Origin of the sequence: Pseudomonas sp. PB120, assembly GCF_009761815.1 — a bacterium.
In the GTDB taxonomy this organism is placed as follows: domain Bacteria; phylum Pseudomonadota; class Gammaproteobacteria; order Pseudomonadales; family Pseudomonadaceae; genus Aquipseudomonas.
In genome coordinates, this window is the sequence record NZ_RWIN01000103.1 from 1 (window position 1) to 21,023 (window position 21,023).

Below are 21,023 nucleotides of genomic sequence, written 5' to 3' on the forward strand. Positions count from 1 at the left end.
AACCCGGCATGGATGCCGGGTTAGCCGCCCCCGGCCATGGATGGCCGATGGCGGCGGGCCCACGGAGCAATGCCGGAGTGAGGGCATGCCGAGCCTAGGCGAGGCACCGAGTGGTGGGGCAAGAGCCTTTTGCTTACTTTTCGGCGTTTGGAAAAGTGAGTCGCCGTAAGGGCGAAACCAAATAGCAGCCGTTACCGCAGAAATGGATATGTACCCCAGGGCCCAAACGAACCCTGAGGAAACGAAGCCAGACTCAAGCCAGACTTTTACTGACCACTTCAAACACATCACTGGACAACTGCCCCGAAGCCCGAATCCGCTCCAGCTCGCCTTTCATCAACGCCTGACGCGCATCGTCATACTTGCGCCAGCGAGTCAGCGGTGCCAACTGCCGAGAAGCAATCTGCGGATTGAACCCGTTCAGCTCGATCACCAGATCCGCCAGGAATCGATACCCGGAACCATCAGCCGCATGGAAGTTGATCAGGTTCTGCCCGGCAAACGCACCCACTAGAGCACGCACCTTGTTCGGATTCTTGATATTGAACGCCGGATGCTGCATCAACTGGCGCACCCGCTCCAGCCCGCCCGGCAAGGTGCTGCCCGCCTGCACGCTGAACCACTGATCCATGACCAGCGGATTGTCCTTGAAGTGCTCGGCGAAACTGGCCAGCGCCTTGGCTTTCTCATTGTCGAACGGCGAGTTGACCAATACCGCCAACGCAGTCAAACGCTCGGTCATGTTGTCGCTGGTCTCGAACTGCTCCAACGTCGCAGCCAACACCTCCGGCTTGCCGCTGAGCATCAGGTACGACAGCGCAATGTTCTGCAAGGCACGACGGGCAAAGTGCTCGGCCTCGGCAATATAGGGGGTTTTCTTGGAGAGATCGCGATTGGCCTGATAACGCAGCCACAGCGCTTCAAACAAGCCTTCAGCCAATTGCTTGCGCGCAAACTCGCGAGCGATGTGGATGGCATCGACATCAGCTACTTCGCTGATTTCTGTCAGATAGGCCTCACCCGGCAGCGCGAGCATTTCCGCGACCATCGCTTGGTCCAGCGTCTCGTCGGACAGCACGGTGCGCAAGGCAGACACCAGGCGTTGGTCCAGTACCAGGGCTTCGCCCTTCTGCTGCTGAGCGATCAACTCTTGCAGCACCTGCACCGACAATTGCTGACCGGCATCCCAGCGGTTGAAACCGTCGCTGTCGTGCTGCATCAGGAACATCAACTGATCGCGGTTATACGGGAAGCTCAGTTTCACCGGTGCCGAGAAGCCGCGCAGCAGCGAAGGCAATGGTTGCTCGGCGATGTCGACGAAGGTGAACGTCTGTTCGGCTTGGGTCACCGAAATAACCCGTGAGGTGCCCTGTGCGCTGGCTTCACCGGAAAGACGCAGGGCAATCGCCGCGCCTTTCGAGTCCAGCAGCCCCAACGCCACCGGAATCACGAACGGCAGTTTTTCAACCTTGTCCGGGGTGGCCGGGCAGCTTTGGCGGAACGTCAGGCTGTAGGTGTTGGCCACCGCATCGTAGGACTCGCTCACCGCCAGACGCGGTGTACCGGCCTGGCTGTACCAGCGTTTGAACTGGGTCAGGTCGACGCCATTGGCATCTTCCATGGCCTTGATGAAGTCATCGCAGGTCACGGCCTGGCCGTCATGGCGTTCAAAGTAGAGGTCGCTGCCCTTACGGAAGCCTTCGGCGCCGAGCAAGGTGTGGATCATGCCGACCACTTCCGAGCCCTTTTCGTACACGGTCAGGGTGTAGAAGTTCGAGATCTCGATGAAGCTGTCCGGGCGCACGGCGTGGGCCATCGGGCCGGCATCTTCGGCGAACTGGTGGGTGCGCAGGTACGCAACGTCCTGGATGCGTTTCACGGTGGCCGAGTTCATGTCGGCGGAGAAACCCGAATCGCGGAACACGGTGAAACCTTCCTTCAGCGACAACTGGAACCAGTCGCGGCAGGTCACGCGGTTGCCCGACCAGTTGTGGAAGTATTCGTGGGCGACGATCGCTTCGACACGCTGGTGTGCGGCATCGGTGGCGGTTTCGGCGCGGGCCAGTACGGCGCTGGAGTTGAAGATGTTGAGGCCCTTGTTCTCCATGGCGCCCATGTTGAAGTCGTTGACCGCCACGATCATGAAGATGTCCAGGTCGTATTCGCGACCGTACACCTCTTCGTCCCAGCGCATGGATTTCTTCAGGCTGTTCATCGCGTGCTGGCACTTGTCGATGTTTTCCGGCTCGACATAGATACGCAGCGCCACGGAACGCTCGCTCATGGTGGTGAAGGTGTCTTCGACACACCAAAGGTCACCGGCCACCAGCGCAAACAGGTATGCCGGTTTCATGAACGGGTCTTCCCAGGTCGCCCAATGGCGACCGTCTTCGCCCGGACCGCTGGCAATCGGGTTGCCGTTGGACAGTAGCACCGGGTAGCTGTGCTGCTCGGCGACGACCGTGGTGGTGAACTTGCTCATCACGTCCGGCCGGTCGAGATAATAGGTGATCTTGCGGAAGCCTTCGGCTTCACACTGAGTGCAGAACATGCCGCTGGATTTGTACAGGCCTTCCAGGGCAGTGTTGGTTTCCGGATGAATCCTGACGCTGGTATCGACCGTGAACGTGGTGCTGGTCGGGTGCAGGGTCAGGTGATTCTCGGTCAGTTGGTAATCAGTTTCGCTCAGTTCACGGTCGGACAGGTTCACCGACAGCAATTCGAGCTGCTGGCCATCCAGCACCAGCGGCGGCAGCCCCGGGCCGCGTTCAGGATTGCGGCGCATCACCAGTTGCGCATGGACCAGGCTGTGGTCCTCGAACAGCTCGAAGGTCAGGTGCGTCTCGTCGATCAGGTACTCGGGCGCCTGATAGTCCTTCAGGTAGATCATCTTCGGTTGTTCGGTGCGCATGCTGGAGTCCTTACTGATGCACGGCGAGTTGATAAGCCGTGTATTTACGAATATTGATCACGCCGGTGTCGAAGATCAGGTACTGGCCCTTGATCCCCAGCAGCGTGCCTTCGGCAATCGGGTTCTTGTCCAGGTTGAAGCTGACAATCTTCGCCGGGTATTGCTCGACCGGGTAGCGGATTTCAAGCGGTTCAACGTCGGCAATGGTCTGGATCGCCTGAATGCCGAATCGTTCCTGCAAGGTTTGCAGGCCCTCGGCGCAACGGTCGAACAACTGATCGCGCACTTCGGCGAGGTCCACCGAAACGGCTTCGCCCTTGAGCAAAGCACGCCAGTTGGTCTTGTCCGCGACCTGACTGCGGAACAGGTCTTCGACGAAGCCTGACTGCTGGCGGGTCGAGACACGCATGATCGGCAACGCCTGGCGGGCGCCCTGGTCGATCCAGCGGGTCGGCAACTGGGTGGCGCGGGTGATCCCGACTTTCACGCCGGACGAGTTCGACAGGTACACGATGTGATCGGTCATGCAAAACTTCTCGCCCCACTCCGGCTCACGGCAGGTACCTGCGTCGTAGTGGCAACGCTCCGGGCTCATGATGCAGACGTCGCACTGCGCCAGTTTGGTCATGCACGGGTAGCAGTAACCCTGGCTGAAACTGGTTTTGGTCTTGCGCCCGCAATGGGAACAGAAGATCGCCCCCAGGTACTCCAGGCGAACCGTACTGCCGATCAAGGGATTGACCGGCACCTCGACGTCACCCAGGCGAAACGCGTACTGCACGTCGGACCCGTCAAGACGTGCCGACATTTTACTGATTGCACCGCGGCCAATCTCGATCAATGGATGGCATCCGACTTGAACAGAATGTTCGGCACGCTGATCGACTTCGAGCTGCATTCCTGTGGGCCCATATAGCCAGTACGTTCTTCTTCCGGAAGGTTCTGCACTTCCCAGGCGATCATCGCTTGCAGCGACAGTTCACGTTGTTCTGCGGTGAGCTTGCCACCGTCCGACCATTTACCGATTTCCACCGCCAGTTTCAGGCTCTGGTAGATATCGGGGGTGATGTTTTTGATCATTTCATTAAAAGAGGACATCAAGGTCTCCAAACGTGCATAACTGTTTAGGCGGCCAGTTTACGGCGGTTGTACAAACCACCCAACAAACCGGTCAAGCATCCGACGAGCAACCCGCCGACATGGGCCGCGTTGGCGATTTCACCGAAGCCGATCATCGAAATCAGGCCCGACAGGCAGAGCACCAGCCACACCAGCATCATCACCAACACGCCGCGCGGCAGGCGATACGCCCGATTGGGCGACAGGATCTGGAAAATCCAGCAGTGCCCGAGCAAGCCGTACAGCACCCCGGACAACCCGCCGAACAGGGTCGGGCCACTGAAATAATATTGCGCGTAGTTCGACACGAGGCCGAACAGCAACGTCAGGCCGATCAGGTTGATGCTGCCCTGGCGCGACTCGATGCGCCGGCCCAGCTCCCAATACCACATGCCGTTCATGGCCAGGTGCAGGATGCCGAAGTGGATCAGCATCGGCGTCACCAGGCGCCACCACTGCCCCGCCGCCAGGCTGTCCGCCAACGGCACGAAATGGATGTATTCGCCGACCACCCTGAAATCGAGGAAGGTCAGCCAGCGCATCGTGTCGAGGTTTTCACCGAGCAGCGTCACTGCGCCCACGATCAGGCTCAACAGCAACACCAGGCCTGTCGCCTTGGCGTGGCGCAATTGCTCGGCAAAACCGGGGCGTTTTGTGGTGTGCGCAACGGGGATGTTCAGTTGCTGATCAGGATCGCCTTCCGGGAAACGCTCGTACAACGAACGAACGTCTTCACTGATGTTGGCCGGCACCCACAGCACTTGCTCCCCCGCTTCTTCGCTGACGCGATACGGCACCTGCATGCGTTGCAGGAGCGTGACGAACCCGCTCAAATCCACTGCCAACGGCAGCCGCAATATGGCAACAGCACTCATTGCAGCACCTCCGGCCGCTCAACATCGACCCAGACGAATTTGTTCGGGTCGAGCCGTGTTTCCTGATCCAGTCGATAGGCGACCAGTTTGCCGTAGAGCACCGCGCTGTAATCCAGGCAGGCCAGGTTCGGGCGAATCGGTGCCGGCTTGCCGCTGCGCCAGTAATGGCCGACGAACAGCAGCGGTTCATCAATACCGTAGCGCAGCAACGTATTTTTTTCCGTGGACGACAAGGGTGTCTGGGCCACGGGATCGGGCAATGCGTCCGGCTGAAACACAATGTCACCATAGGTCTGCGGGTCGTCCTCCCAGAACTTGGTGCGGAAAAACGAACGCACCAGGCCATCACCGCTGGTCATGGTCAAGCCGTGCGGCAACCGCATGTCGGTGCCGCGCAGCAAACGGTCGAACACGGTGCACGCGAAGCTGCCCGGCACGGCCGAGGCCTGGAGGAAATGTTCGTCGATGCAACCGTCCGGGAATTGCGCGCGCAGCGGCTCGATCAGTCCCGCATCCCAGCAGGCATGCACCACACGGAAACGCCCGGCATCGACAAACACCGGCAACTCGTAGAACCATTGCTGGAAGTCATGCCAGTCGCCCGGATGTTGCTCAAATTGGGTCAGGGTTTCACCCAGCAAACGGGCGTGACGCGGGGTGTGCTCACGCACGTAATGCTTGCCGCTGCCCGGAGGCGCCGGCGTGCTCCAGCCCAGCGCGTTGAATTCATGGTTGCCCATGATGCACAACGCCTGGCCCGCCTCGACCATGTCATGAACGATGTACAGCGCTTCGCGAATCCGCGGGCCGCGGTCGATGATGTCACCGACGAACACTGCCATACGCGATGGATGTCGCCAGACGCCACCTTGTTTGTGATAACCGAGCCGGTCGAGCAAGTGCTCAAGGGTCAGAGCGCAACCGTGCACGTCACCGATCAGGTCGTAACTGCGCGCAGGATCGAGCATCAGTCGCCTCCACCACCCAACCGGCTGCCCCAGCCGAGCTTGGTCCGGCAGACTTCATAATAGTTGTGGTCGAGCGGATGAATCAGCCGCAACTTCTGCGCTTTCTTGCTGACGGTGATGGTGTCACCCGGCGCGCAGGTGAAGTGGTTCTGCCCGTCACAGGAGACTTGCGGGTAGATCTGCATATCCTTGGACACGACGATTTTCAGCTCACTGTTGCCATCGACCACAATTGGCCGGCCTGACAAGGTATGGGGGTACATCGGCACAATCACAATAGCGTCGAGCTTGGGATGCATGATCGGCCCGCCCGCCGACAGCGCGTAGGCGGTCGAACCGGTCGGCGTGGCGACGATCAGGCCGTCGGCCTTCTGGCTGCAGACGAACTGGCCGTCGATGTACAGCTCGAACTCGATCATGCGCGTCGATTTGCCGGGGTGCAGCACCACGTCGTTCAGTGCATCGCCCTGACCAATGGCCTCGGCGTGACGCCGGACTTCGGCCTGCAACAGGAAGCGGTTTTCCACCAGGTAGTGGCCGTCGAGCACTTCGGCGACCTTGATTTCCAGTTCGTCGGGACGGATATCGGTCAGGAACCCCAGGCTGCCACGGTTGATGCCGAGCACCGGGATATTGTGCCTGGCCAGTGCCCGGGCGGCGCCCAGCAGGCTGCCATCACCGCCGACCACAATCACCATGTCACAGACTTCACCGAGCATCTTGCGCGACGAGGTTTGCAGGCCATGCCCCGGCAGTACTTCGGCGATGGTGTCTTCGAGGATCACGTGCAGGTGACGATCGAGCAGAAACCGCTTCAGTCGGCGAACGGTATCCAGCACCTGCGAACTGCCCAGGCGACCGATGATGCCGATATTACGAAATTGCTCCATGGGGCTCCTGCGGGGCAGCGAAAAAACACGATTATGGGCGAAAGCGCGGGATAGACAAAATCCTTTCAGCCACAAGGACGCGCTCCGGTTTAAGGCTATGCTCGCAAGATGATCCTATTTCCAGATTTGTTGCAGTTGCCCCACCAGTTACGCCACCCCGAAGTGCGTGACCTGGCGTGGGTCATCCTCGCGCCGCCGATGCTCACCGACACGCCGTGGCCGCAGCGTCACCCGCTGGCCGGCAGTGACTGGGTGCAGGCGCCGGAGCGCCTGGAGTCGTGGCTGCGCCAACTCGACCGTGACAGTTATGACTTGTTGCACTGGCTGGCTCAGGCCCGAACCCGGCGCCTGGGGCTGTATTACGAACGCCTGTGGCAGTACGCCGTGCGCCATGCGCCGGGGATCGAGCTGATCGCCGCCAACATGCCTATTCGACGCGAGGGCCATACCCTGGGCGAGCTGGACATGCTGCTGCGCGACCGCGATGGCGTTCATCATCTGGAACTGGCAATCAAGCTTTACCTCGGCCCGCAAAATGGTGACGGCCACGACACTGCGCAATGGCTCGGTCCGGGCTGTCACGATCGACTGGACCGCAAGCTGGCACACCTGAGCCAGCATCAACTGCCGATTTCCGCGCGGCCGGAAAGCCGCGAGGTGCTGGCAGCACTGGATATCCAGCAGTTCAGCGCGCATTTATGGTTGGGCGGTTATTTGCTGTATCCATGGCCGGGACACGCCGAGCCACCCGCCGGCGCCCATCCGCAGCATTTGCGCGGCCGCTGGCTGCATCAGAAGGACTGGCCGGCGTTTGTCGAGCAACGGCCGTTCGGTCGCTGGCAGCCCCTGCCCCGCCATGCCTGGCTGGCGCCGGCGCATTATCCTGTTGATCAGACCTGGAATACCGAACAGTTGGCGGCGTGGCTGCGCGACCTCGAGCCGCTGGCGCCGGCGCAGTTGCTGGTAAGGCTGGTGGAAAATGCGGATGGGGACTGGGAGGAAGCGGAGCGGTTGTTTCTGGTGGCGGATCTTTGGCCGAATGTTCCGGGCAATGGTTAGTTGTGTAGTGGCAGGACTGGCCTCTTCGCGGGCAAGCCTTGCTCCTACAGGGATCTTCGTTGTGGCGAAAATCCCTGTGGGAGCGAGCCGGCTCCGGGCGGCGTTCCGACGATAGGGCCAACCCGGTTCAGATGGACAACCGCACCGCCAGCGCCGCCAGGGTCACCAGCAAAACCGGCACCGTCAACACAATCCCGACCTTGAAGTAATACCCCCAGCCAATCTGAATATTCTTGCGCTCCAGCACATGCAGCCACAGCAACGTCGCCAGACTGCCGATCGGGGTAATTTTCGGCCCCAGGTCGCTGCCGATGACGTTGGCGTAGATCATCGCCTCCTTCACCACGCCAGTGGCCTGGCTCGCATCGATCGATAACAGGCCAATCAGCACCGTCGGCAAATTGTTCATGATCGACGACAGCAGCGCCGTCAGCACCCCGGTGCCCATGGCCGCGCCCCAGATGCCGTATCCGGCAAAGCCGTCCAGCCAGCCGGCGAGGTACCCGGTGAGCCCCGCGTTGCGCAGCCCATAGACCACCAAATACATGCCCAGCGAGAAAATCACGATCTGCCACGGCGCTTCTTTCATCACTTTACGCGTGGAAATCTTGTGGCCTCGTGCGGCAATCGCCAGCAGCAACGCTGCGCACACTGCCGAAATGGCGCTGATCGGAATCCCCAAGGGTTCCAAGGCGAAACAGCCGAGCAACAAGATCACCAGAACGGCCCAACCGGCAAAGAACGTCGCTTTGTCATGGATCGCCGACTCAGGCGACTCCAGCTGTTCCGGATCGTAATCCTTGGGGATGTCGCGCCGGAAGAACCACATCAGCACCGCCAGCGTTGCCGCGACGCTCACCAGATTGACCGGGATCATCACCGCCGCGTAGCGGTTGAAGCCAATGTGGAAGAAGTCCGCCGAAACGATGTTCACCAGGTTTGACACCACCAGCGGCAGGCTGGCGGTGTCGGCGATGAAACCGGCGCCCATGACGAACGCCAGGGTCGCCGCGGGCGAAAAACGCAATGCCAGCAACATGGAAATCACGATAGGCGTGAGGATCAGCGCCGCGCCGTCATTGGCGAACAGCGCCGACACCAGCGCCCCGAGCAGGACCATATACGCAAAGAGCTTGCGCCCGCTGCCCCGCCCCCACCGGGCCACGTGCAGCGCCGCCCAGGCAAACAGCCCCGCCTCGTCCAGCAGCAGGCTGATGATGATCAGCGCCACAAAGGTGCCCGTGGCGTTCCAGATAATCTGCCACACCAGCGGGATATCGCTGAGGTGCACCACGCCAAAGATCAACGCCAGCACCGCGCCGAACACCGCACTCCAACCGACACCAAGGCCCTTGGGTTGCCAGATCACCAGGGTGATGGTCAGGAGGAAAATGATCGACGCGATGAGCATGCCAGGCCAGCCTATAAACAGGGGCCGCTAAAATACCGCAGATTCGATGACGATGTAGCAGCTGTCGAGCTTGCTTTGTGGTGAGGGGATTTATCCCCGTTCGGCGGCGCAGCCGTCGTAATCTTTTTTACGCTGTGTAGCTGAAGAAAAAGGGGCCGCTGCGCAGCCCAACGGGGATAAATCCCCTCACCACAAAGCAAGCTCGGCAGCTGCTACACCAACCGGATGACATGCCCCTCGACCGGCGGAACCTGGCCATGAAACAACCGGGAAATCACATCCTGCGCCGCTTCATACCCCGCCCCTTCAACCACGTTCAATAACGGGTTTTCCGCCGCGGTCACCTGCCGGTAAAACTGCTGCAAGCCCTCGCCAATATGCTGGCTCACCCCTTCCGGCCCCCACTCGGCATTGCGCTTGCGGATCTGGATCGGCGCAAAGAAGAACACCGGTTGCGGCCCCTCGATGGCCGTCAGCCGAGCTTCGTCAGTGCTCTGCGCGGAACCGGCGAAGCAGCTGTAAACCAGGTTTCCGGCAAAATGCTGGTGCACGTGATCACGCAAGTCCAGGTCGCCGGAAAAATCCACGTACAGCGTCGGACGGTCATTGGGCAGGCTCGCCAGTTCGGCGTAGGACACCGTTCGTTCGTAACAGCCAAGCGTTTCGACGAACGCCTTGTTACCGGCAGAGGTCAACGCCACACGCTCAAGACCCGGCTGGTTTTCAAGACAGACCGCCGTGCCATACGCGGTTTTGCTCGACGCGCTGGAGAACACCAGTCGGGTCGCGCCAAAAAGCTGATTGTCCTGGAGGAAGTCCGCGAGCATCGACGAGGTCAGAAACAGCGGTTTGAGCAGGATCTGCAGGTTTTCAGTGTCCGCGTGGTAGTACGCATCCCAGCTACAACGGGTGTACTGGTTGTAAGCCGATGTCAGCCCCTGCCGATGCTCCGCACCGTCATAGAATCCTCGTTCAGTAACCCGCTCCGGACGCATCCATAAATGGCTGGCAATCGGAAAATACCCGTAGAAACGCTCCCCGACTTTTATGCCAACAACATCAGAGGCCACAACATCGGCGAAACCCCACGCCGGGACGTGACCCCAATCAGCTAACCCTGTAGGAAAGAACCCCCAGTAGTTCATCGAATTGCCATAGGCCGCGTAGGTAATGTTGTTGGTGGTCAGCGCACAGCGCTCGATTTTCAGGATCACTTCGCCGGCAGCCGGACTCAGGCTCCGTTGCTCGTGCTCGATGCGGCTTTGATCAAGGGCGTTTTTGCGGGTAATCAGCCGTGTTACCGTGGTTGGACGTTGCATTTTCAGACTCCTGCTGCGACAAAGTGGCGGGTAGCACCAGAGTAATGACAGACGATGAAGAGCGGGTTCGGAAACGCCAAGGGCAGTGCCTCCATCCTCAATCCACGCGCCAAGCCGCTGAAACGGCCGAGTCAGGCGCGGGCGATTTTTACGGTGGAAGCGATTTATGAGGCGTTTGTTCGGATTTGGCGACGCAACGGCTGGTCGGGATTGACCACCCGTGAAGTGGCACTGGAAGCGGGTGTCGCGATTGGCACGCTGTACGACTACTTCCCGAGCAAGGAAGCCTTGTTGTCGGGCTACGTCCGGCATTGCCTGGATGCGTTGTTATTGCGCCTGGATTTACAGGTCGTTCACGCCAGCGAACTGGACTGGCCCACTCGCATCAAACGCCTGGTGCGCCTGACCTGCGAGCCCGAGGATGCCAGCCTGCCCTTGTTCAACGCTGAAGTGCTGGCCATCGAACACCAGATCGCCGAACCCAAACATCATCGACGGGTGTTCGAGGAGTTGACGCACAAATGGCGTGAAGCCTTTGCCGCGTGCAGCGATCTACCCGCACAACCGTCGCAGGCCGCCATCGATGCCTGGTTGATTATGGCCTGGGGCGGCCGTCGCTATTGCGTGGCCACGCAACCGACGGCGGAGCAAACCGCCGCCTGGCTGTCGGAAATGGAGACGATGATCCGTAGCCGACTGCTCAACTCGCCGTAGGCCCGCGGCTTGTCACATTTTCTTGTGCTGCTCGACCCACTGGCCATACGCGTTGATGAAACTTTGCAAGAACGGCTTCACCGCGTCAGACAATTTCCCCGCCTCGTCGAACGCTGAACCGGCCCCGCCCAGGTAAGCCTCCGGTTGCTGCATGCACGGCACATTGAGAAACACCATGGATTGACGCAAATGGTGGTTGGCGCCAAACCCGCCGATTGCCCCCGGCGACACACTGATGACAGCGCCGGGCTTGTCGTTCCAGGCACTTTTGCCATAGGGACGCGAGCCAACGTCAATGGCATTCTTCAGCGGCGCCGGCACGGAACGGTTGTATTCCGGGGTCACAAACAGCACCGCGTCGGATGAACTCACTTGTTGCCGGAAAGTGCTGTAGGCTGCCGGCGGTGAAGCACCATCGATGTCTTCGTTATAGAGCGGCAGATCGCCGATTTCGACGATGTTCAGCTTGAGATTGGCCGGTGCCAGGTCGGCCAGGGCCTTTGCAACCTTGCGGTTGATCGATTCCTTTCTCAAGCTGCCGACCACTACGGCGATCGTATAGACGTTGCTCATGGAAGTTTCTCGACTGTTCGATGGAAAGAGCTAGTAGTTATAGATGACGATTCAAGCAGTGGGCGAATGAAAGCACCGCCCCTGACTATTTTTTTCTTGTAGGAAAACTTACATCACCCAAGCACGGTCTACTGAGCCGCAAATTGAGTGATTTATCTCCAGAGGTTCTAAGCAGATGGCAGCAGTACTCGTCGGTCAGTTCCATGCAAGAGACGCGGAAGGCCGTGTTTATTCCGTGCATGAGTTCCAGGAATCCACCCCGTCGGCAGACGGCCTCACCGGTTCCACGCCTGTCACCACTTATAAGCTGGCCATTGGCGATCGCGTCAACAAGCTCGACGACAACCAGTTTTTGCTGGTGCAATCGAACGTCACCATCGTGCGCGAACCTGACACTTTTGTCGGCAGCCTGCCGGAAACCAGCGTCGCTTCATAACCTCGCGTTATGAGCAGAAGTCATATGCGCGGACTTGGGTTAGGATTCAGCCACTGACTCCCACCTGCTGAACATGGACTTCACGCATGCGTTTACGCCATATCGAAGTGATCCAGGCGCTGTTGCAGACCGGTCACCTGGGTACCGCCGCCGAATGGCTGCAGTTGCCGGTGGCCGAAGTTGAACGCATCCTGCGCGACGCTGAGGATCAGTTGGGTTTCATGCTGTTTTCCAGCGTGCGCGGGCGTTTGCAGGCCACGCGTGAAGCGCGGGAGATGCAAGTCGGGATCACCCACGTCTACGACGCACTTGAACCGGTCCAGCGCCTGGCCGCCAGCCTGAAGCAATATCAGGCGCCGCCCCTTCGCGTCATCTGCACCCCGCCGATTGCCCAGCAACTGTTGCCACAGAGTATCGCGGCGCTGCGTCGACGCCTCCCCGATGCTCCCTGCACCCTCCTCAGCCAACCCACCCGTGACATCGTCCGAAGCCTGCTCCTGCGCGAAAGCGATCTGGGCCTGAGCCTGCACGATCCCGATCACGCCGACATTGATTGCCAGGTGATTGCCCAGGGCAAGCTTCAGTTACTGGCGCCCCACGGCTGGCTGCAACCGAAGCAGAAGTACATTTCGCTGCAAGACCTGGCGGGGCAGTCGTTGGTTGGGCTGGAGGGGCATGATCCGTTGAGTCCGGCACTCGAAAACAAACTGCATGCCTTGCGCCCTGCCCCGGTCATCCACACTCGGGTACAAACGCACCAGATGATGCGCAGCATGGTCGAGGCCGGTGAAGGCCTGGCCATCGTCGACCCGTTCACCGCCCTCGGCGCCCGCTCGGCGGGTCTGGATGCCTGCCCGCTGGCGCCAGCCGTGCCGGTCATCGTGTATGCCTTGACCCTCAAGAACGGAGGGCCGTCGGCGGCTGTTCAGCTTCTGCTGGACATCGTTACGGAACAAGCCGCGGCGATGCTGGCGAACTGAGCGGGTTTTCCAGCGGGTTATCGAACAATCGATACCAGAACAGTGCCACTTCGGCGGTGTTCGGGTCGATACCGCGATAACGCAGGTGATCGATTCCGCCAATCACGTAACCGCATCGTTCATAGAGCCGGCAGGCCCCAAGGTTGTTGTTCTGGGTCTCGAGCATGATGCCCGGCAGTTTCTTTTTGCGACTCCAGAACTGCGCTACATCGAGCAACGCCTTGGCCACGCCATGCCGGCGCGCTGGCGCATGCACCGCCAGTTCGTCGATATGGGCAAAGCCGTTCCAGTTGGTACTGACCACCAGATGGCCGACCGGCTCATCGTCGAGAAAAGCCATGAAAATGGCGCTGTCCGGGGCATCACGGAAACTGCCGAACTCCTCGGGATCAATGCCGTAGCACTTGCGATAAGGCGTGATGGGCGTAACCGGCCACTGGTCGACCGGTTTACCGATTTCGGGCGCGCCATAGGCCGCGACTTCAAAGCTGAAATCGCTGCCCCAGATGTACGCGGCGAAGCCATCGTCGGCTACACGCACGGACAGCCCTGGGTATTTTGGATTCATGAGCGGTTGCATACTGGGAAAGGTCCTCATTCCTTGATGCAATCGACGGTGTAGTGCCGTCCATTGCCCTCGTCTTCGTGTTGCAAGCCGTGCACATCAGCGACAAACCCCGGGAAGCTGCTGTCGAATGTACGGGCAAACGCCAGGTAATCGATGATCGAGCGCGTCGACTCGGTGAAACGCTCGCCGGGCATGATCAACGGGATCCCCGGCGGGTATGGCACCAGCATCACGGCCGCGATTCGCCCATCCAGAGCATCGATCGAAACCGCTTCAACGTCGCCACGCACCAACTGATCATAGGCGTCTGCGGGCTTCATCGCGATTTCCGGGAGGACCGTGTACATGCGCTTGAGGTGTTTGGCCGTGGCATTGCTGCGGTAACAGGCGTGCAATTGATCACACAGATCGCGCAAACCCATGCCCTGGTAGCGCCCAACTTTCTGTTGCGCCACGCACGGCAGGCAAGTTGCCAGACTGACATTGGCGTCGTAGCTGCGTTTGAACTCCAGCAATTCGGTCAGCAACGTGCTCCATTTGCCCTTGGTGATGCCCATGGAGAACAGCACCAGGAACGAATACAACCCGGTCTTTTCAACCACCAGCCCCCGCTCCCAGAGGAATTTGCTGACCACCGCCGCCGGAATCCCGCGCTCGCTCAACGCGCCGCCCGCGGTCAGGCCGGGCATCACCAGGGTGACTTTGATCGGATCGAGCAGCACGTAGTCGTCGGTGACGCCACCAAAGCCGTGCCAGTCGGCATCGGTCTGCAGCAGCCAGTCTTCGGTGACCACGCGATCAATACCTTCCACCGACGGTGGCTGCCAGATAGAGAACCACCAGTCGTCCGCCGCGATATGCTGGCGCAGATTGGCCAGGGCCCGGCGAAAACTCAGGGCCTCATCAAACATTTCCTGCAACAACGAGCGCCCGGCCGGGCCTTCCATCATGGCCGAGGCCACGTCGAGCGACGCGATGATGCTGTACTGCGGCGATGTCGAGATGTGCATCATGAAGGCTTCGTTGAAGCGGTCACGGTCCAGTTGCCGCGCGCCACCGTCCTGGACATGGATCATCGAGGCCTGACTGAACGCCGCCAGCAATTTGTGCGTGGAATGGGTGGTGAACACCAGCGGGCTGTCTTCGCTGCGGGAGGTGCCCATGCCGTAACGCCCCGAGAAAAACTCGTGAAACGCGGCGTAGGCGTACCAGGCTTCGTCGAAGTGCAGCACCTCGACGCTGTTGCCCAGGCTCTGTTTGATCAGCTCGGCGTTGTAGCAGAGGCCGTCATACGTCGAATTGGTCACCACCGCGAGTTTGACCTTGAGCTCACGCCCCTGGGTCAACGGGCTGGCGTCGATCTTGGCCTGAATCGATTCGCGACTGAACTCGCTGAGCGGGATCGGCCCGATGATCCCCAGCTCATTACGCTCAGGACACAAATACAGCGGGATGGCGCCGGTCATGATGATCGAGTGCAACACCGACTTGTGGCAATTGCGGTCCACCAACACCAGGTCATCGCGGGCAACCATCGAATGCCAGACGATCTTGTTTGCAGTCGACGTGCCATTGATCACGAAAAACGTGTGATCGGCCCCGAAGTTACGGGCTGCGCGAGCCTCCGCCTCGGCCAGCGGGCCGGTGTGATCCAGCAGCGAACCGAGCTCCGGCACCGACACCGACAAATCCGAACGCAGGGTATTTTCCCCAAAAAACTGGTGAAACGCCTGGCCTACCGGGCTTTTATGATACGCCACGCCGCCGCCATGACCGGGGGTGTGCCAGGAATAGTTGGAGTCGGCGGTGTGCTGGACCAGGGCCTTGAAAAAAGGCGGCAGCAGGCCATCGAGGTACTTGCGCGCCGCTCGCGCCACCTGCCGCGCCAGAAAGGGCACGGTGTCTTCGAACAGATAGAGAATGCCGCGCAGCTGGTTAAGCTCGTCCATGGCGTCGGCCGGGGCGTTTTCCAGGGTGACTTGTTCACCGAGAGCGAAGATCGGCAGATCCGGTGCACGAACCCGCGCGAGACCGATCAATTCGGCCATGTTCTGTAACAAATGAGAATGGGCGCTGGCGTCTTCAGACGCGATCAACATGCAGGAAAGGCCATGGTGGGTTGAAGCCACCAGACGTCCTTCCGTGTAGTTCACCGCCGAAACGATGCTGAAGCCTTCCTGTTCCAGCTCGCGGGCGATGCCCCGCACGCGGTCACCGGCAACGGTGTCGGCCTTGATGTCGCGGTGGACGATCAGGACCGGGAATTTCAAATCTTTATACATGGGGCTCAGTGTCCTGAGGCGGCAAGCCTTGGCTTGCCAATCACCTCAGGGTAGAGGGTTGGAGCGGTTGTGGCGAGAGGCGTGCCCGAAAGCGGGTCGGTGGGCGCACCATAACGAAGCGGAAAAACCGGGCACAGCAGTTAACAACCTGTGGCGAGGGAGCTTGTCGGAACGCCGCATCGTCCCGCTGGGTTGTGAAGCGCCCCCCTGTATTCTTCAGTGGGTACGGGGCGACAGGGTTTACGACTGCTGCGCAGCCGAGCGGGAGCAAGCTCCCTCGCCACAAAAGCCCCTTGCATTCATGAGTGGCTCAGGCCTGGGCCTTCGCCTCGACCAATTGTTGCCACAACGACGGTGCACCGGCGGATTTGGCGATGGCTTCCAGACGCGTCACGTGCCGAGCCAGGTCGTCTTCACTGGCGCGGATGATCCGGGTCGGTTGGCGATCAGCCGGCAGACGGCGGATTTCGGTCGCGGAGTTGTCCGCACCTTCACCCGAACCGTTGCCATCGGAGGCGTTACCCGCCAGCGACAGGCTGGTCTGGCCCCCGGTCATGGTCAGGTAAACGTCGGCGAGAATCTCGGAGTCGAGCAATGCGCCGTGGAGTTCGCGGCCGGAGTTGTCGACGCCATAGCGTTTGCACAACGCATCGAGGCTGTTGCGCTGCCCGGGGTGACGTTCCCGGGCCATCATCAGGGTGTCGAGGATCGAGCAGTGCTGGGTGATGTCCGCGCGATCGTGCTGGCCCATCAGGGCGAATTCGTTGTTGATGAAGCCAACGTCGAACGCCGCGTTATGAATGATCAGCTGCGCGCCCTTGATGAATTCGAAGAACTCATCGGCCACTTCAGTGAAACGCGGCTTACCCACCAGGAACTCGTTGGTGATGCCGTGGACGCCGATGGCGCCCTCGTCACTCTCGCGGTCCGGTTGCAGGTAAACGTGGAAATGCCGGCCCGTCAGGCGCCGACCGATCAACTCGACGCAACCGATTTCAATAATCCGGTGGCCGTCGGTCACCGGCATGCCAGTGGTTTCGGTATCGAGTACAACGGATCTGGTGGCCATCAGTGCTCAGCTCTCAACGGGTCATTCGTGCAAAAAACGGCGATGTTAACACGCTCGCCGGGGTGTTTCAGGTATCGAAATCAAGCCTGCTTGAAGCCCCGGACCTCATCCACGCCACGGTTGGCCAACTGGTCCGCCCGCTCGTTGCCGTGATGGCCAATGTGCCCGCGCACCCATTTCCAGGTGACGTTGTGGCGATTGACCTGCTCGTCGAGCAACTTCCACAAATCGGCATTTTTAACCGGTTCTTTCGCCGCCGTTTTCCAGCCGCGTTTCTTCCAGTTGTCCATCCACTCGTTGATGCCTTTCATGACGTACTGGGAGTCGGTCACCAGCAACACGTCGCAGGAACGCTTGAGTTCTTCCAGGCCACGGATGGCGCCCATCAGTTCCATGCGGTTGTTGGTGGTGTTGGCTTCGCCGCCCCAGAGTTCTTTTTCAACGCCCTTGCAGACCAGCAGTGCGCCCCAGCCGCCTGGGCCAGGGTTGCCTTTGCAGGCGCCGTCGGTGAAGAGTTCAACGCTATCGCTCATGCCAATCTATCCAGAAAATGCGGTGGCTCGTCGATCAAGGATCGAAGATGCCCGAGGCCGGGAGTGACCCGACCGGAAATATAAAGGTGTATTACGGCTCGATATTATTGCGGCGATTGACCTTGGCCATCGGCAACGGAATCAGTTTGCCCATCGGCTCGCGCCGCTCTTGACGCACCGGACGCAGACCGACCACGATCTTGCGCGCGACCAATAAATAGAAGCCGCCGCCGGACAATTGCCAATCCCCGGCTTTGCGCTCCCAACCGGCCAGACGCGCTTGCCAGGCAGGTGACGCAATCGGCGGACGATAGCACCCGAAGCGGCGTTTCTCCAGCGCAAAGCCCAGCAGGTTCAGCCAGTCGGCGACGCGCGACGGCGAAATGCAGCGCGCCTTGCGCAGGGCGTCGTGGGCAAAGACATGACGCAAACCCCAACTGCTCCAGGGGTTGATGCCGATGATCACCAGGTGCCCGCCGGGTCGCACGCTGCTGGCGGCTTCCCGCAGCAGACCGTGGGGCGACAGGCAGAAATCCAGCCCATGCTGCAACACCACCACATCGGCGGCGTGCTCGCTCAGTGGCCAGGCCTGTTCCTCGCAGACAATCTCGACCCCCGGCAACGGCGCCCCGAGGCGCACATTGCGCTGCACCTGCGGCGCCGACGGCGGTGTCTGGGCCGACGGACCGTAATGCACCAGATAGCCGCCGAAGAAACGGCCGAGCTCGTCTTCGAGCATCCGCCGTTCTTCGTCCAGCAAAAATTGCCCGAGCGGCCCGGACAGCCATTCACGGGCCGCGCTGATCAACGCCAGCCAGTCTGGATCGGCCTGAGCGAACGCTTTATCAGTCATTGCATTCTCCAACGCGCCAGGAAGTTCTAAGATGCGCCATTGTTTTCCGCTTGGCGAATCCGACGATGATACAGATCACTGCCCTGCCCGCCTTCACCGACAACTACATCTGGTTGTTACAAGACCCCGGCACCCGACGCTGCGCGGTAGTCGACCCGGGCGATGCCGCGCCGGTCATTGCCTGGCTCACGGCGAACCCTGGATGGGTCCTGAGTGACATTCTGATCACTCACCATCATCACGACCATGTCGGCGGTGTCGAACAGCTGAAAAAAGCGACAGACGCGAAGGTGTACGGTCCGGCCAGCGAAACCATTCCCGCGCGGGACGTCGCGCTCAAGGACAACGACCGCATCAGCGTACTGGGCTGCGATTTTGACGTACTCGCCGTGCCCGGCCACACCCTGGGGCACATCGCCTTCTATCACCAGGGCCTGCTGTTTTGCGGTGACACCCTGTTCGCCGCCGGTTGCGGGCGGCTGTTCGAAGGTACGCCCGAGCAAATGCACACCTCGCTGTCGCGCCTCGCGGCCCTGCCCGAGGACACGCGGGTGTACTGCACCCACGAATACACCCTGAGCAACCTGCGTTTTGCGGCAGCCGTCGAACCCGGCAACCCGCACACCGCCGAACGGCTGGCCACCGTCACGAAACAACGTGAAGTGGGAACCATCACGCTGCCCTCGACCCTGGCCCTCGAAAAGCTGACAAACCCGTTTTTGCGTACCGGTGAAACATCCGTTAAAGAAAAAGTGGACGAACGGATGGGGACCGATAACCGGGCTCCGAGTGCGGTTTTTGCTGCTCTTCGGGCTTGGAAAGATAAGTTCTAAACAGACTTGTCATCAGGTCGAAATATCTGAATGGTTGACCGCAGGGGGTGCGCTTTCTAGAATCGCCCGACATTTTTGCCCGGAACTTACTTCCAGCCAATGTCGTCATCTATTCGTAAAGCCATCAATTCAGACGCATTGACCCGCTTGGTTCAAGCCATAGCGGTGGCTGTGTCCGCCACTCTGGCGGGCTGTTCCAGTCATGTGCCGCAGACCGATGCGGCACACACCCCGAACATTGCGGCTCGCGCCAAGCAGAAGCCTATCTGGCTCAGCGAGAAACCGAGCCCGCAGATCCCGCAGGACGTCTGGGAGCGCATGCGCCAAGGCTTCCAGCTGCAAGACGGCCTGGGTGTCAACCCACGCATCGAGCAACAGCGCCTTTGGTTCGCCAGCAACCCTTCTTTCCTGGAAAACGCCGGCTCACGCGGCAGCCTCTACATTCATTACATCGTCGAGCGCCTCGAAGAACGCAACATGCCGCTGGAACTGGCGCTGCTGCCAGTGATTGAAAGTGCCTACAACCCAATGGCCTACTCCCGGGCCGATGCGGTGGGCTTGTGGCAATTCATCCCGTCCACCGGGCGTTATTTCAACCTGCGTCAAACCCGATTTTATGATGGCCGTCGCGACATCACCGCTTCGACCACCGCGGCAATGGATTACCTGACCCGTCTGCACGACATGTTCAACGGTGACTGGCTGCTGGCCCTGGCGGCCTACAACGCCGGTGAAGGTACAGTCAGCCGGGCGATCGAGCGTAACGAAAAGCTCGGCCTGCCGACCGATTACTGGAACCTGCCGTTGCCCGCCGAAACCCAGGCTTACGTGCCGAAGCTGCTGGCCTTGTCGCAAGTGGTGCTGGCGCCCGAAGCCTATGGCGTGAACCTCAACCCGATCGCCAACGAACCGTATTTCCAGGTCGTCGAAATCAACCAGCGCATGGACCTGTCGAAGGTTGCCGAGGTGGCCAACATCGACGAAGACGAGCTGTTCCAGCTCAATCCGGCCTTCAAACAGCGCACGACCATCGACGGTCCGCAACATTTGCTGGTGCCGACGTCCAAGGCGCAACTGCTGACCGCCAGCCTCTCGACCATGCGTCCAGAGGAGTTGATCAGCAAGAAGTCGCTCAAGCCGGTGTTCGAAGGTGCTGACGAGTCCGAGGTCGCCAGCCTCAAGCGCGCGTACCGCGTTAAACGTGGCGACAACCTGGCCAGCATTGCCAAGACCAACAAGGTCGACGTCAAGGACCTGCAACGCTGGAACAAGATGACCGGCAAGAACCTCAAGGTCGGCCAGACCCTGGTCATGCAGGACACCAGCAAACGCAGCAACGCACGGGTCAACACCGTCGTGGCAGCGAACAGCAAATCCAGCGCAAAAGCTGAAAAGCAGAAGCCGCAGACCCAGTACAAGGTCCAGCAAGGTGATTCGCTGTACATGGTTGCCAAACGTTTCAACGTTGAAATGCAGCACCTCAAGCGCTGGAATCCCCGTGTTGGCCAGGCATTGAAGCCTGGGCAGATGTTGACGGTTTCTTCGCCTCGCTAAAAAGAACCCCCTGATTTCAGGGGTTTTTTTTGCCCGCAATTTGAAGGCTGTTGAAATTCTTGCGGCTGCAAGGGCT

Annotated in this window: 20 protein-coding genes; 6 read left to right on the forward strand and 14 right to left on the reverse strand. The window is 60.2% G+C overall.

Going from position 1 to position 21,023, the window contains the following annotated elements:
- Positions 1–253: 253 nt before the first annotated feature.
- Genes pepN through EJA72_RS18970 form a run of 6 tightly spaced genes read right to left on the reverse strand, consistent with a single transcriptional unit; the run spans position 254 to position 6,763 of the window.
- The gene (gene pepN / locus EJA72_RS18945; RefSeq protein ID WP_157712937.1) at positions 254–2,911 is read right to left on the reverse strand and encodes an aminopeptidase N; all 2,658 of its coding nucleotides are present in this window, start codon (positions 2,909–2,911) and stop codon (positions 254–256) included.
- A gap of 10 nt (positions 2,912–2,921) precedes the next feature.
- The gene (locus EJA72_RS18950) at positions 2,922–3,752 is read right to left on the reverse strand and encodes a DUF2797 domain-containing protein (RefSeq protein ID WP_157712938.1); all 831 of its coding nucleotides are present in this window, start codon (positions 3,750–3,752) and stop codon (positions 2,922–2,924) included.
- Positions 3,749–4,009, reverse strand: coding sequence for a YeaC family protein (locus EJA72_RS18955; protein ID WP_157712939.1), 261 nt, complete (start codon positions 4,007–4,009; stop codon positions 3,749–3,751). Before EJA72_RS18955 ends, EJA72_RS18950 begins: the two co-directional genes overlap by 4 nt.
- Before the next feature lie 26 nt (positions 4,010–4,035).
- Positions 4,036–4,905 (reverse strand): rhomboid family intramembrane serine protease, encoded by an 870-nt coding sequence (locus tag EJA72_RS18960; protein WP_157712940.1) that lies wholly within the window; start codon positions 4,903–4,905, stop codon positions 4,036–4,038.
- A complete protein-coding gene (locus EJA72_RS18965; RefSeq protein ID WP_157712941.1) occupies positions 4,902–5,873 on the reverse strand; it encodes a metallophosphoesterase in 972 nt (323 codons plus the stop codon). The genes EJA72_RS18960 and EJA72_RS18965 overlap by 4 nt, the downstream gene beginning before the upstream one ends.
- Positions 5,873–6,763 (reverse strand): NAD(+) kinase, encoded by an 891-nt coding sequence (locus EJA72_RS18970; RefSeq protein ID WP_065261120.1) that lies wholly within the window; start codon positions 6,761–6,763, stop codon positions 5,873–5,875. The genes EJA72_RS18965 and EJA72_RS18970 overlap by 1 nt, the downstream gene beginning before the upstream one ends.
- 108 nt (positions 6,764–6,871) lie before the next feature.
- Between EJA72_RS18970 and EJA72_RS18975 the strand changes: the two genes are divergently transcribed.
- Complete coding sequence (locus EJA72_RS18975) at positions 6,872–7,822, forward strand: DUF1853 family protein (RefSeq protein ID WP_157712942.1); 951 nt, start codon at positions 6,872–6,874, stop codon at positions 7,820–7,822.
- Between the two features lie 127 nt (positions 7,823–7,949).
- Here the strand turns inward: EJA72_RS18975 and EJA72_RS18980 are convergent, their stop codons facing one another.
- A complete protein-coding gene (locus tag EJA72_RS18980; protein WP_157712943.1) occupies positions 7,950–9,233 on the reverse strand; it encodes an arsenic transporter in 1,284 nt (427 codons plus the stop codon).
- Positions 9,234–9,445: 212 nt separating this feature from the next.
- Positions 9,446–10,552 carry a DUF2855 family protein gene (locus EJA72_RS18985; RefSeq protein WP_157712944.1) on the reverse strand — a complete coding sequence of 369 codons (1,107 nt, stop codon included), beginning with the start codon at positions 10,550–10,552 and terminating at the stop codon, positions 9,446–9,448.
- A 54-nt stretch (positions 10,553–10,606) separates the two neighbouring features.
- Between EJA72_RS18985 and EJA72_RS18990 the strand changes: the two genes are divergently transcribed.
- A complete protein-coding gene (locus tag EJA72_RS18990; protein WP_157712945.1) occupies positions 10,607–11,266 on the forward strand; it encodes a TetR/AcrR family transcriptional regulator in 660 nt (219 codons plus the stop codon).
- A gap of 12 nt (positions 11,267–11,278) precedes the next feature.
- Here the strand turns inward: EJA72_RS18990 and EJA72_RS18995 are convergent, their stop codons facing one another.
- Complete coding sequence (locus EJA72_RS18995; RefSeq protein WP_157712946.1) at positions 11,279–11,839, reverse strand: NADPH-dependent FMN reductase; 561 nt, start codon at positions 11,837–11,839, stop codon at positions 11,279–11,281.
- A gap of 175 nt (positions 11,840–12,014) precedes the next feature.
- Here EJA72_RS18995 and EJA72_RS19000 point away from each other — a divergent pair, with 175 nt between their 5' ends.
- Positions 12,015–12,275: a hypothetical protein gene (locus EJA72_RS19000; RefSeq protein WP_157712947.1), complete on the forward strand. Its 261-nt coding sequence runs from the start codon at positions 12,015–12,017 to the stop codon at positions 12,273–12,275.
- Positions 12,276–12,361: 86 nt separating this feature from the next.
- Positions 12,362–13,255, forward strand: coding sequence for a LysR substrate-binding domain-containing protein (locus EJA72_RS19005; protein WP_157712948.1), 894 nt, complete (start codon positions 12,362–12,364; stop codon positions 13,253–13,255).
- On the opposite strand, the gene EJA72_RS19010 is transcribed toward EJA72_RS19005, so the two are convergent.
- The 5 genes from EJA72_RS19010 to EJA72_RS19030 form a co-directional block, all read right to left on the reverse strand.
- Entirely contained in the window at positions 13,221–13,835 is a 615-nt protein-coding gene (locus EJA72_RS19010; protein WP_157712949.1) for a GNAT family N-acetyltransferase, read from the reverse strand. The genes EJA72_RS19005 and EJA72_RS19010 overlap by 35 nt on opposite strands.
- A gap of 14 nt (positions 13,836–13,849) precedes the next feature.
- Entirely contained in the window at positions 13,850–16,105 is a 2,256-nt protein-coding gene (locus EJA72_RS19015) for an Orn/Lys/Arg decarboxylase N-terminal domain-containing protein (protein WP_157712950.1), read from the reverse strand.
- 310 nt (positions 16,106–16,415) lie between these two features.
- On the reverse strand, positions 16,416–17,174 hold the full coding sequence (gene dnaQ / locus EJA72_RS19020) for a DNA polymerase III subunit epsilon (protein WP_157712951.1): 759 nt from the start codon (positions 17,172–17,174) through the stop codon (positions 16,416–16,418).
- An 80-nt stretch (positions 17,175–17,254) separates the two neighbouring features.
- Positions 17,255–17,707 carry a ribonuclease HI gene (gene rnhA / locus EJA72_RS19025; protein WP_007944583.1) on the reverse strand — a complete coding sequence of 151 codons (453 nt, stop codon included), beginning with the start codon at positions 17,705–17,707 and terminating at the stop codon, positions 17,255–17,257.
- 91 nt (positions 17,708–17,798) lie between these two features.
- Positions 17,799–18,560, reverse strand: coding sequence for a class I SAM-dependent methyltransferase (locus EJA72_RS19030; RefSeq protein ID WP_157712952.1), 762 nt, complete (start codon positions 18,558–18,560; stop codon positions 17,799–17,801).
- Between the two features lie 65 nt (positions 18,561–18,625).
- Between EJA72_RS19030 and gloB the strand changes: the two genes are divergently transcribed.
- A complete protein-coding gene (gene gloB, locus EJA72_RS19035; RefSeq protein WP_157712953.1) occupies positions 18,626–19,393 on the forward strand; it encodes a hydroxyacylglutathione hydrolase in 768 nt (255 codons plus the stop codon).
- A gap of 99 nt (positions 19,394–19,492) precedes the next feature.
- A complete protein-coding gene (locus EJA72_RS19040; RefSeq protein WP_157712954.1) occupies positions 19,493–20,947 on the forward strand; it encodes a lytic transglycosylase domain-containing protein in 1,455 nt (484 codons plus the stop codon).
- Positions 20,948–21,023 lie beyond the last annotated feature (76 nt).

What these genes read in the sequence shown, in the direction of transcription:
- pepN (WP_157712937.1), bottom strand. Translation starts at nt 2,911, where the DNA reads ATGCGCACCGAACAACCGAAGATGATCTACCTGAAGGACTATCAGGCG.
- EJA72_RS18955 (WP_157712939.1), bottom strand. Translation starts at nt 4,009, where the DNA reads ATGTCCTCTTTTAATGAAATGATCAAAAACATCACCCCCGATATCTAC.
- EJA72_RS18960 (WP_157712940.1), bottom strand. Translation starts at nt 4,905, where the DNA reads ATGAGTGCTGTTGCCATATTGCGGCTGCCGTTGGCAGTGGATTTGAGC.
- EJA72_RS18965 (WP_157712941.1), bottom strand. Translation starts at nt 5,873, where the DNA reads ATGCTCGATCCTGCGCGCAGTTACGACCTGATCGGTGACGTGCACGGT.
- EJA72_RS18970 (WP_065261120.1), bottom strand. Translation starts at nt 6,763, where the DNA reads ATGGAGCAATTTCGTAATATCGGCATCATCGGTCGCCTGGGCAGTTCG.
- EJA72_RS18975 (WP_157712942.1), top strand. Translation starts at nt 6,872, where the DNA reads ATGATCCTATTTCCAGATTTGTTGCAGTTGCCCCACCAGTTACGCCAC.
- EJA72_RS18980 (WP_157712943.1), bottom strand. Translation starts at nt 9,233, where the DNA reads ATGCTCATCGCGTCGATCATTTTCCTCCTGACCATCACCCTGGTGATC.
- EJA72_RS18985 (WP_157712944.1), bottom strand. Translation starts at nt 10,552, where the DNA reads ATGCAACGTCCAACCACGGTAACACGGCTGATTACCCGCAAAAACGCC.
- EJA72_RS18990 (WP_157712945.1), top strand. Translation starts at nt 10,607, where the DNA reads ATGAAGAGCGGGTTCGGAAACGCCAAGGGCAGTGCCTCCATCCTCAAT.
- EJA72_RS18995 (WP_157712946.1), bottom strand. Translation starts at nt 11,839, where the DNA reads ATGAGCAACGTCTATACGATCGCCGTAGTGGTCGGCAGCTTGAGAAAG.
- EJA72_RS19000 (WP_157712947.1), top strand. Translation starts at nt 12,015, where the DNA reads ATGGCAGCAGTACTCGTCGGTCAGTTCCATGCAAGAGACGCGGAAGGC.
- EJA72_RS19005 (WP_157712948.1), top strand. Translation starts at nt 12,362, where the DNA reads ATGCGTTTACGCCATATCGAAGTGATCCAGGCGCTGTTGCAGACCGGT.
- EJA72_RS19010 (WP_157712949.1), bottom strand. Translation starts at nt 13,835, where the DNA reads ATGCAACCGCTCATGAATCCAAAATACCCAGGGCTGTCCGTGCGTGTA.
- EJA72_RS19015 (WP_157712950.1), bottom strand. Translation starts at nt 16,105, where the DNA reads ATGTATAAAGATTTGAAATTCCCGGTCCTGATCGTCCACCGCGACATC.
- dnaQ (WP_157712951.1), bottom strand. Translation starts at nt 17,174, where the DNA reads ATGGCCACCAGATCCGTTGTACTCGATACCGAAACCACTGGCATGCCG.
- rnhA (WP_007944583.1), bottom strand. Translation starts at nt 17,707, where the DNA reads ATGAGCGATAGCGTTGAACTCTTCACCGACGGCGCCTGCAAAGGCAAC.
- EJA72_RS19030 (WP_157712952.1), bottom strand. Translation starts at nt 18,560, where the DNA reads ATGACTGATAAAGCGTTCGCTCAGGCCGATCCAGACTGGCTGGCGTTG.
- gloB (WP_157712953.1), top strand. Translation starts at nt 18,626, where the DNA reads ATGATACAGATCACTGCCCTGCCCGCCTTCACCGACAACTACATCTGG.
- EJA72_RS19040 (WP_157712954.1), top strand. Translation starts at nt 19,493, where the DNA reads ATGTCGTCATCTATTCGTAAAGCCATCAATTCAGACGCATTGACCCGC.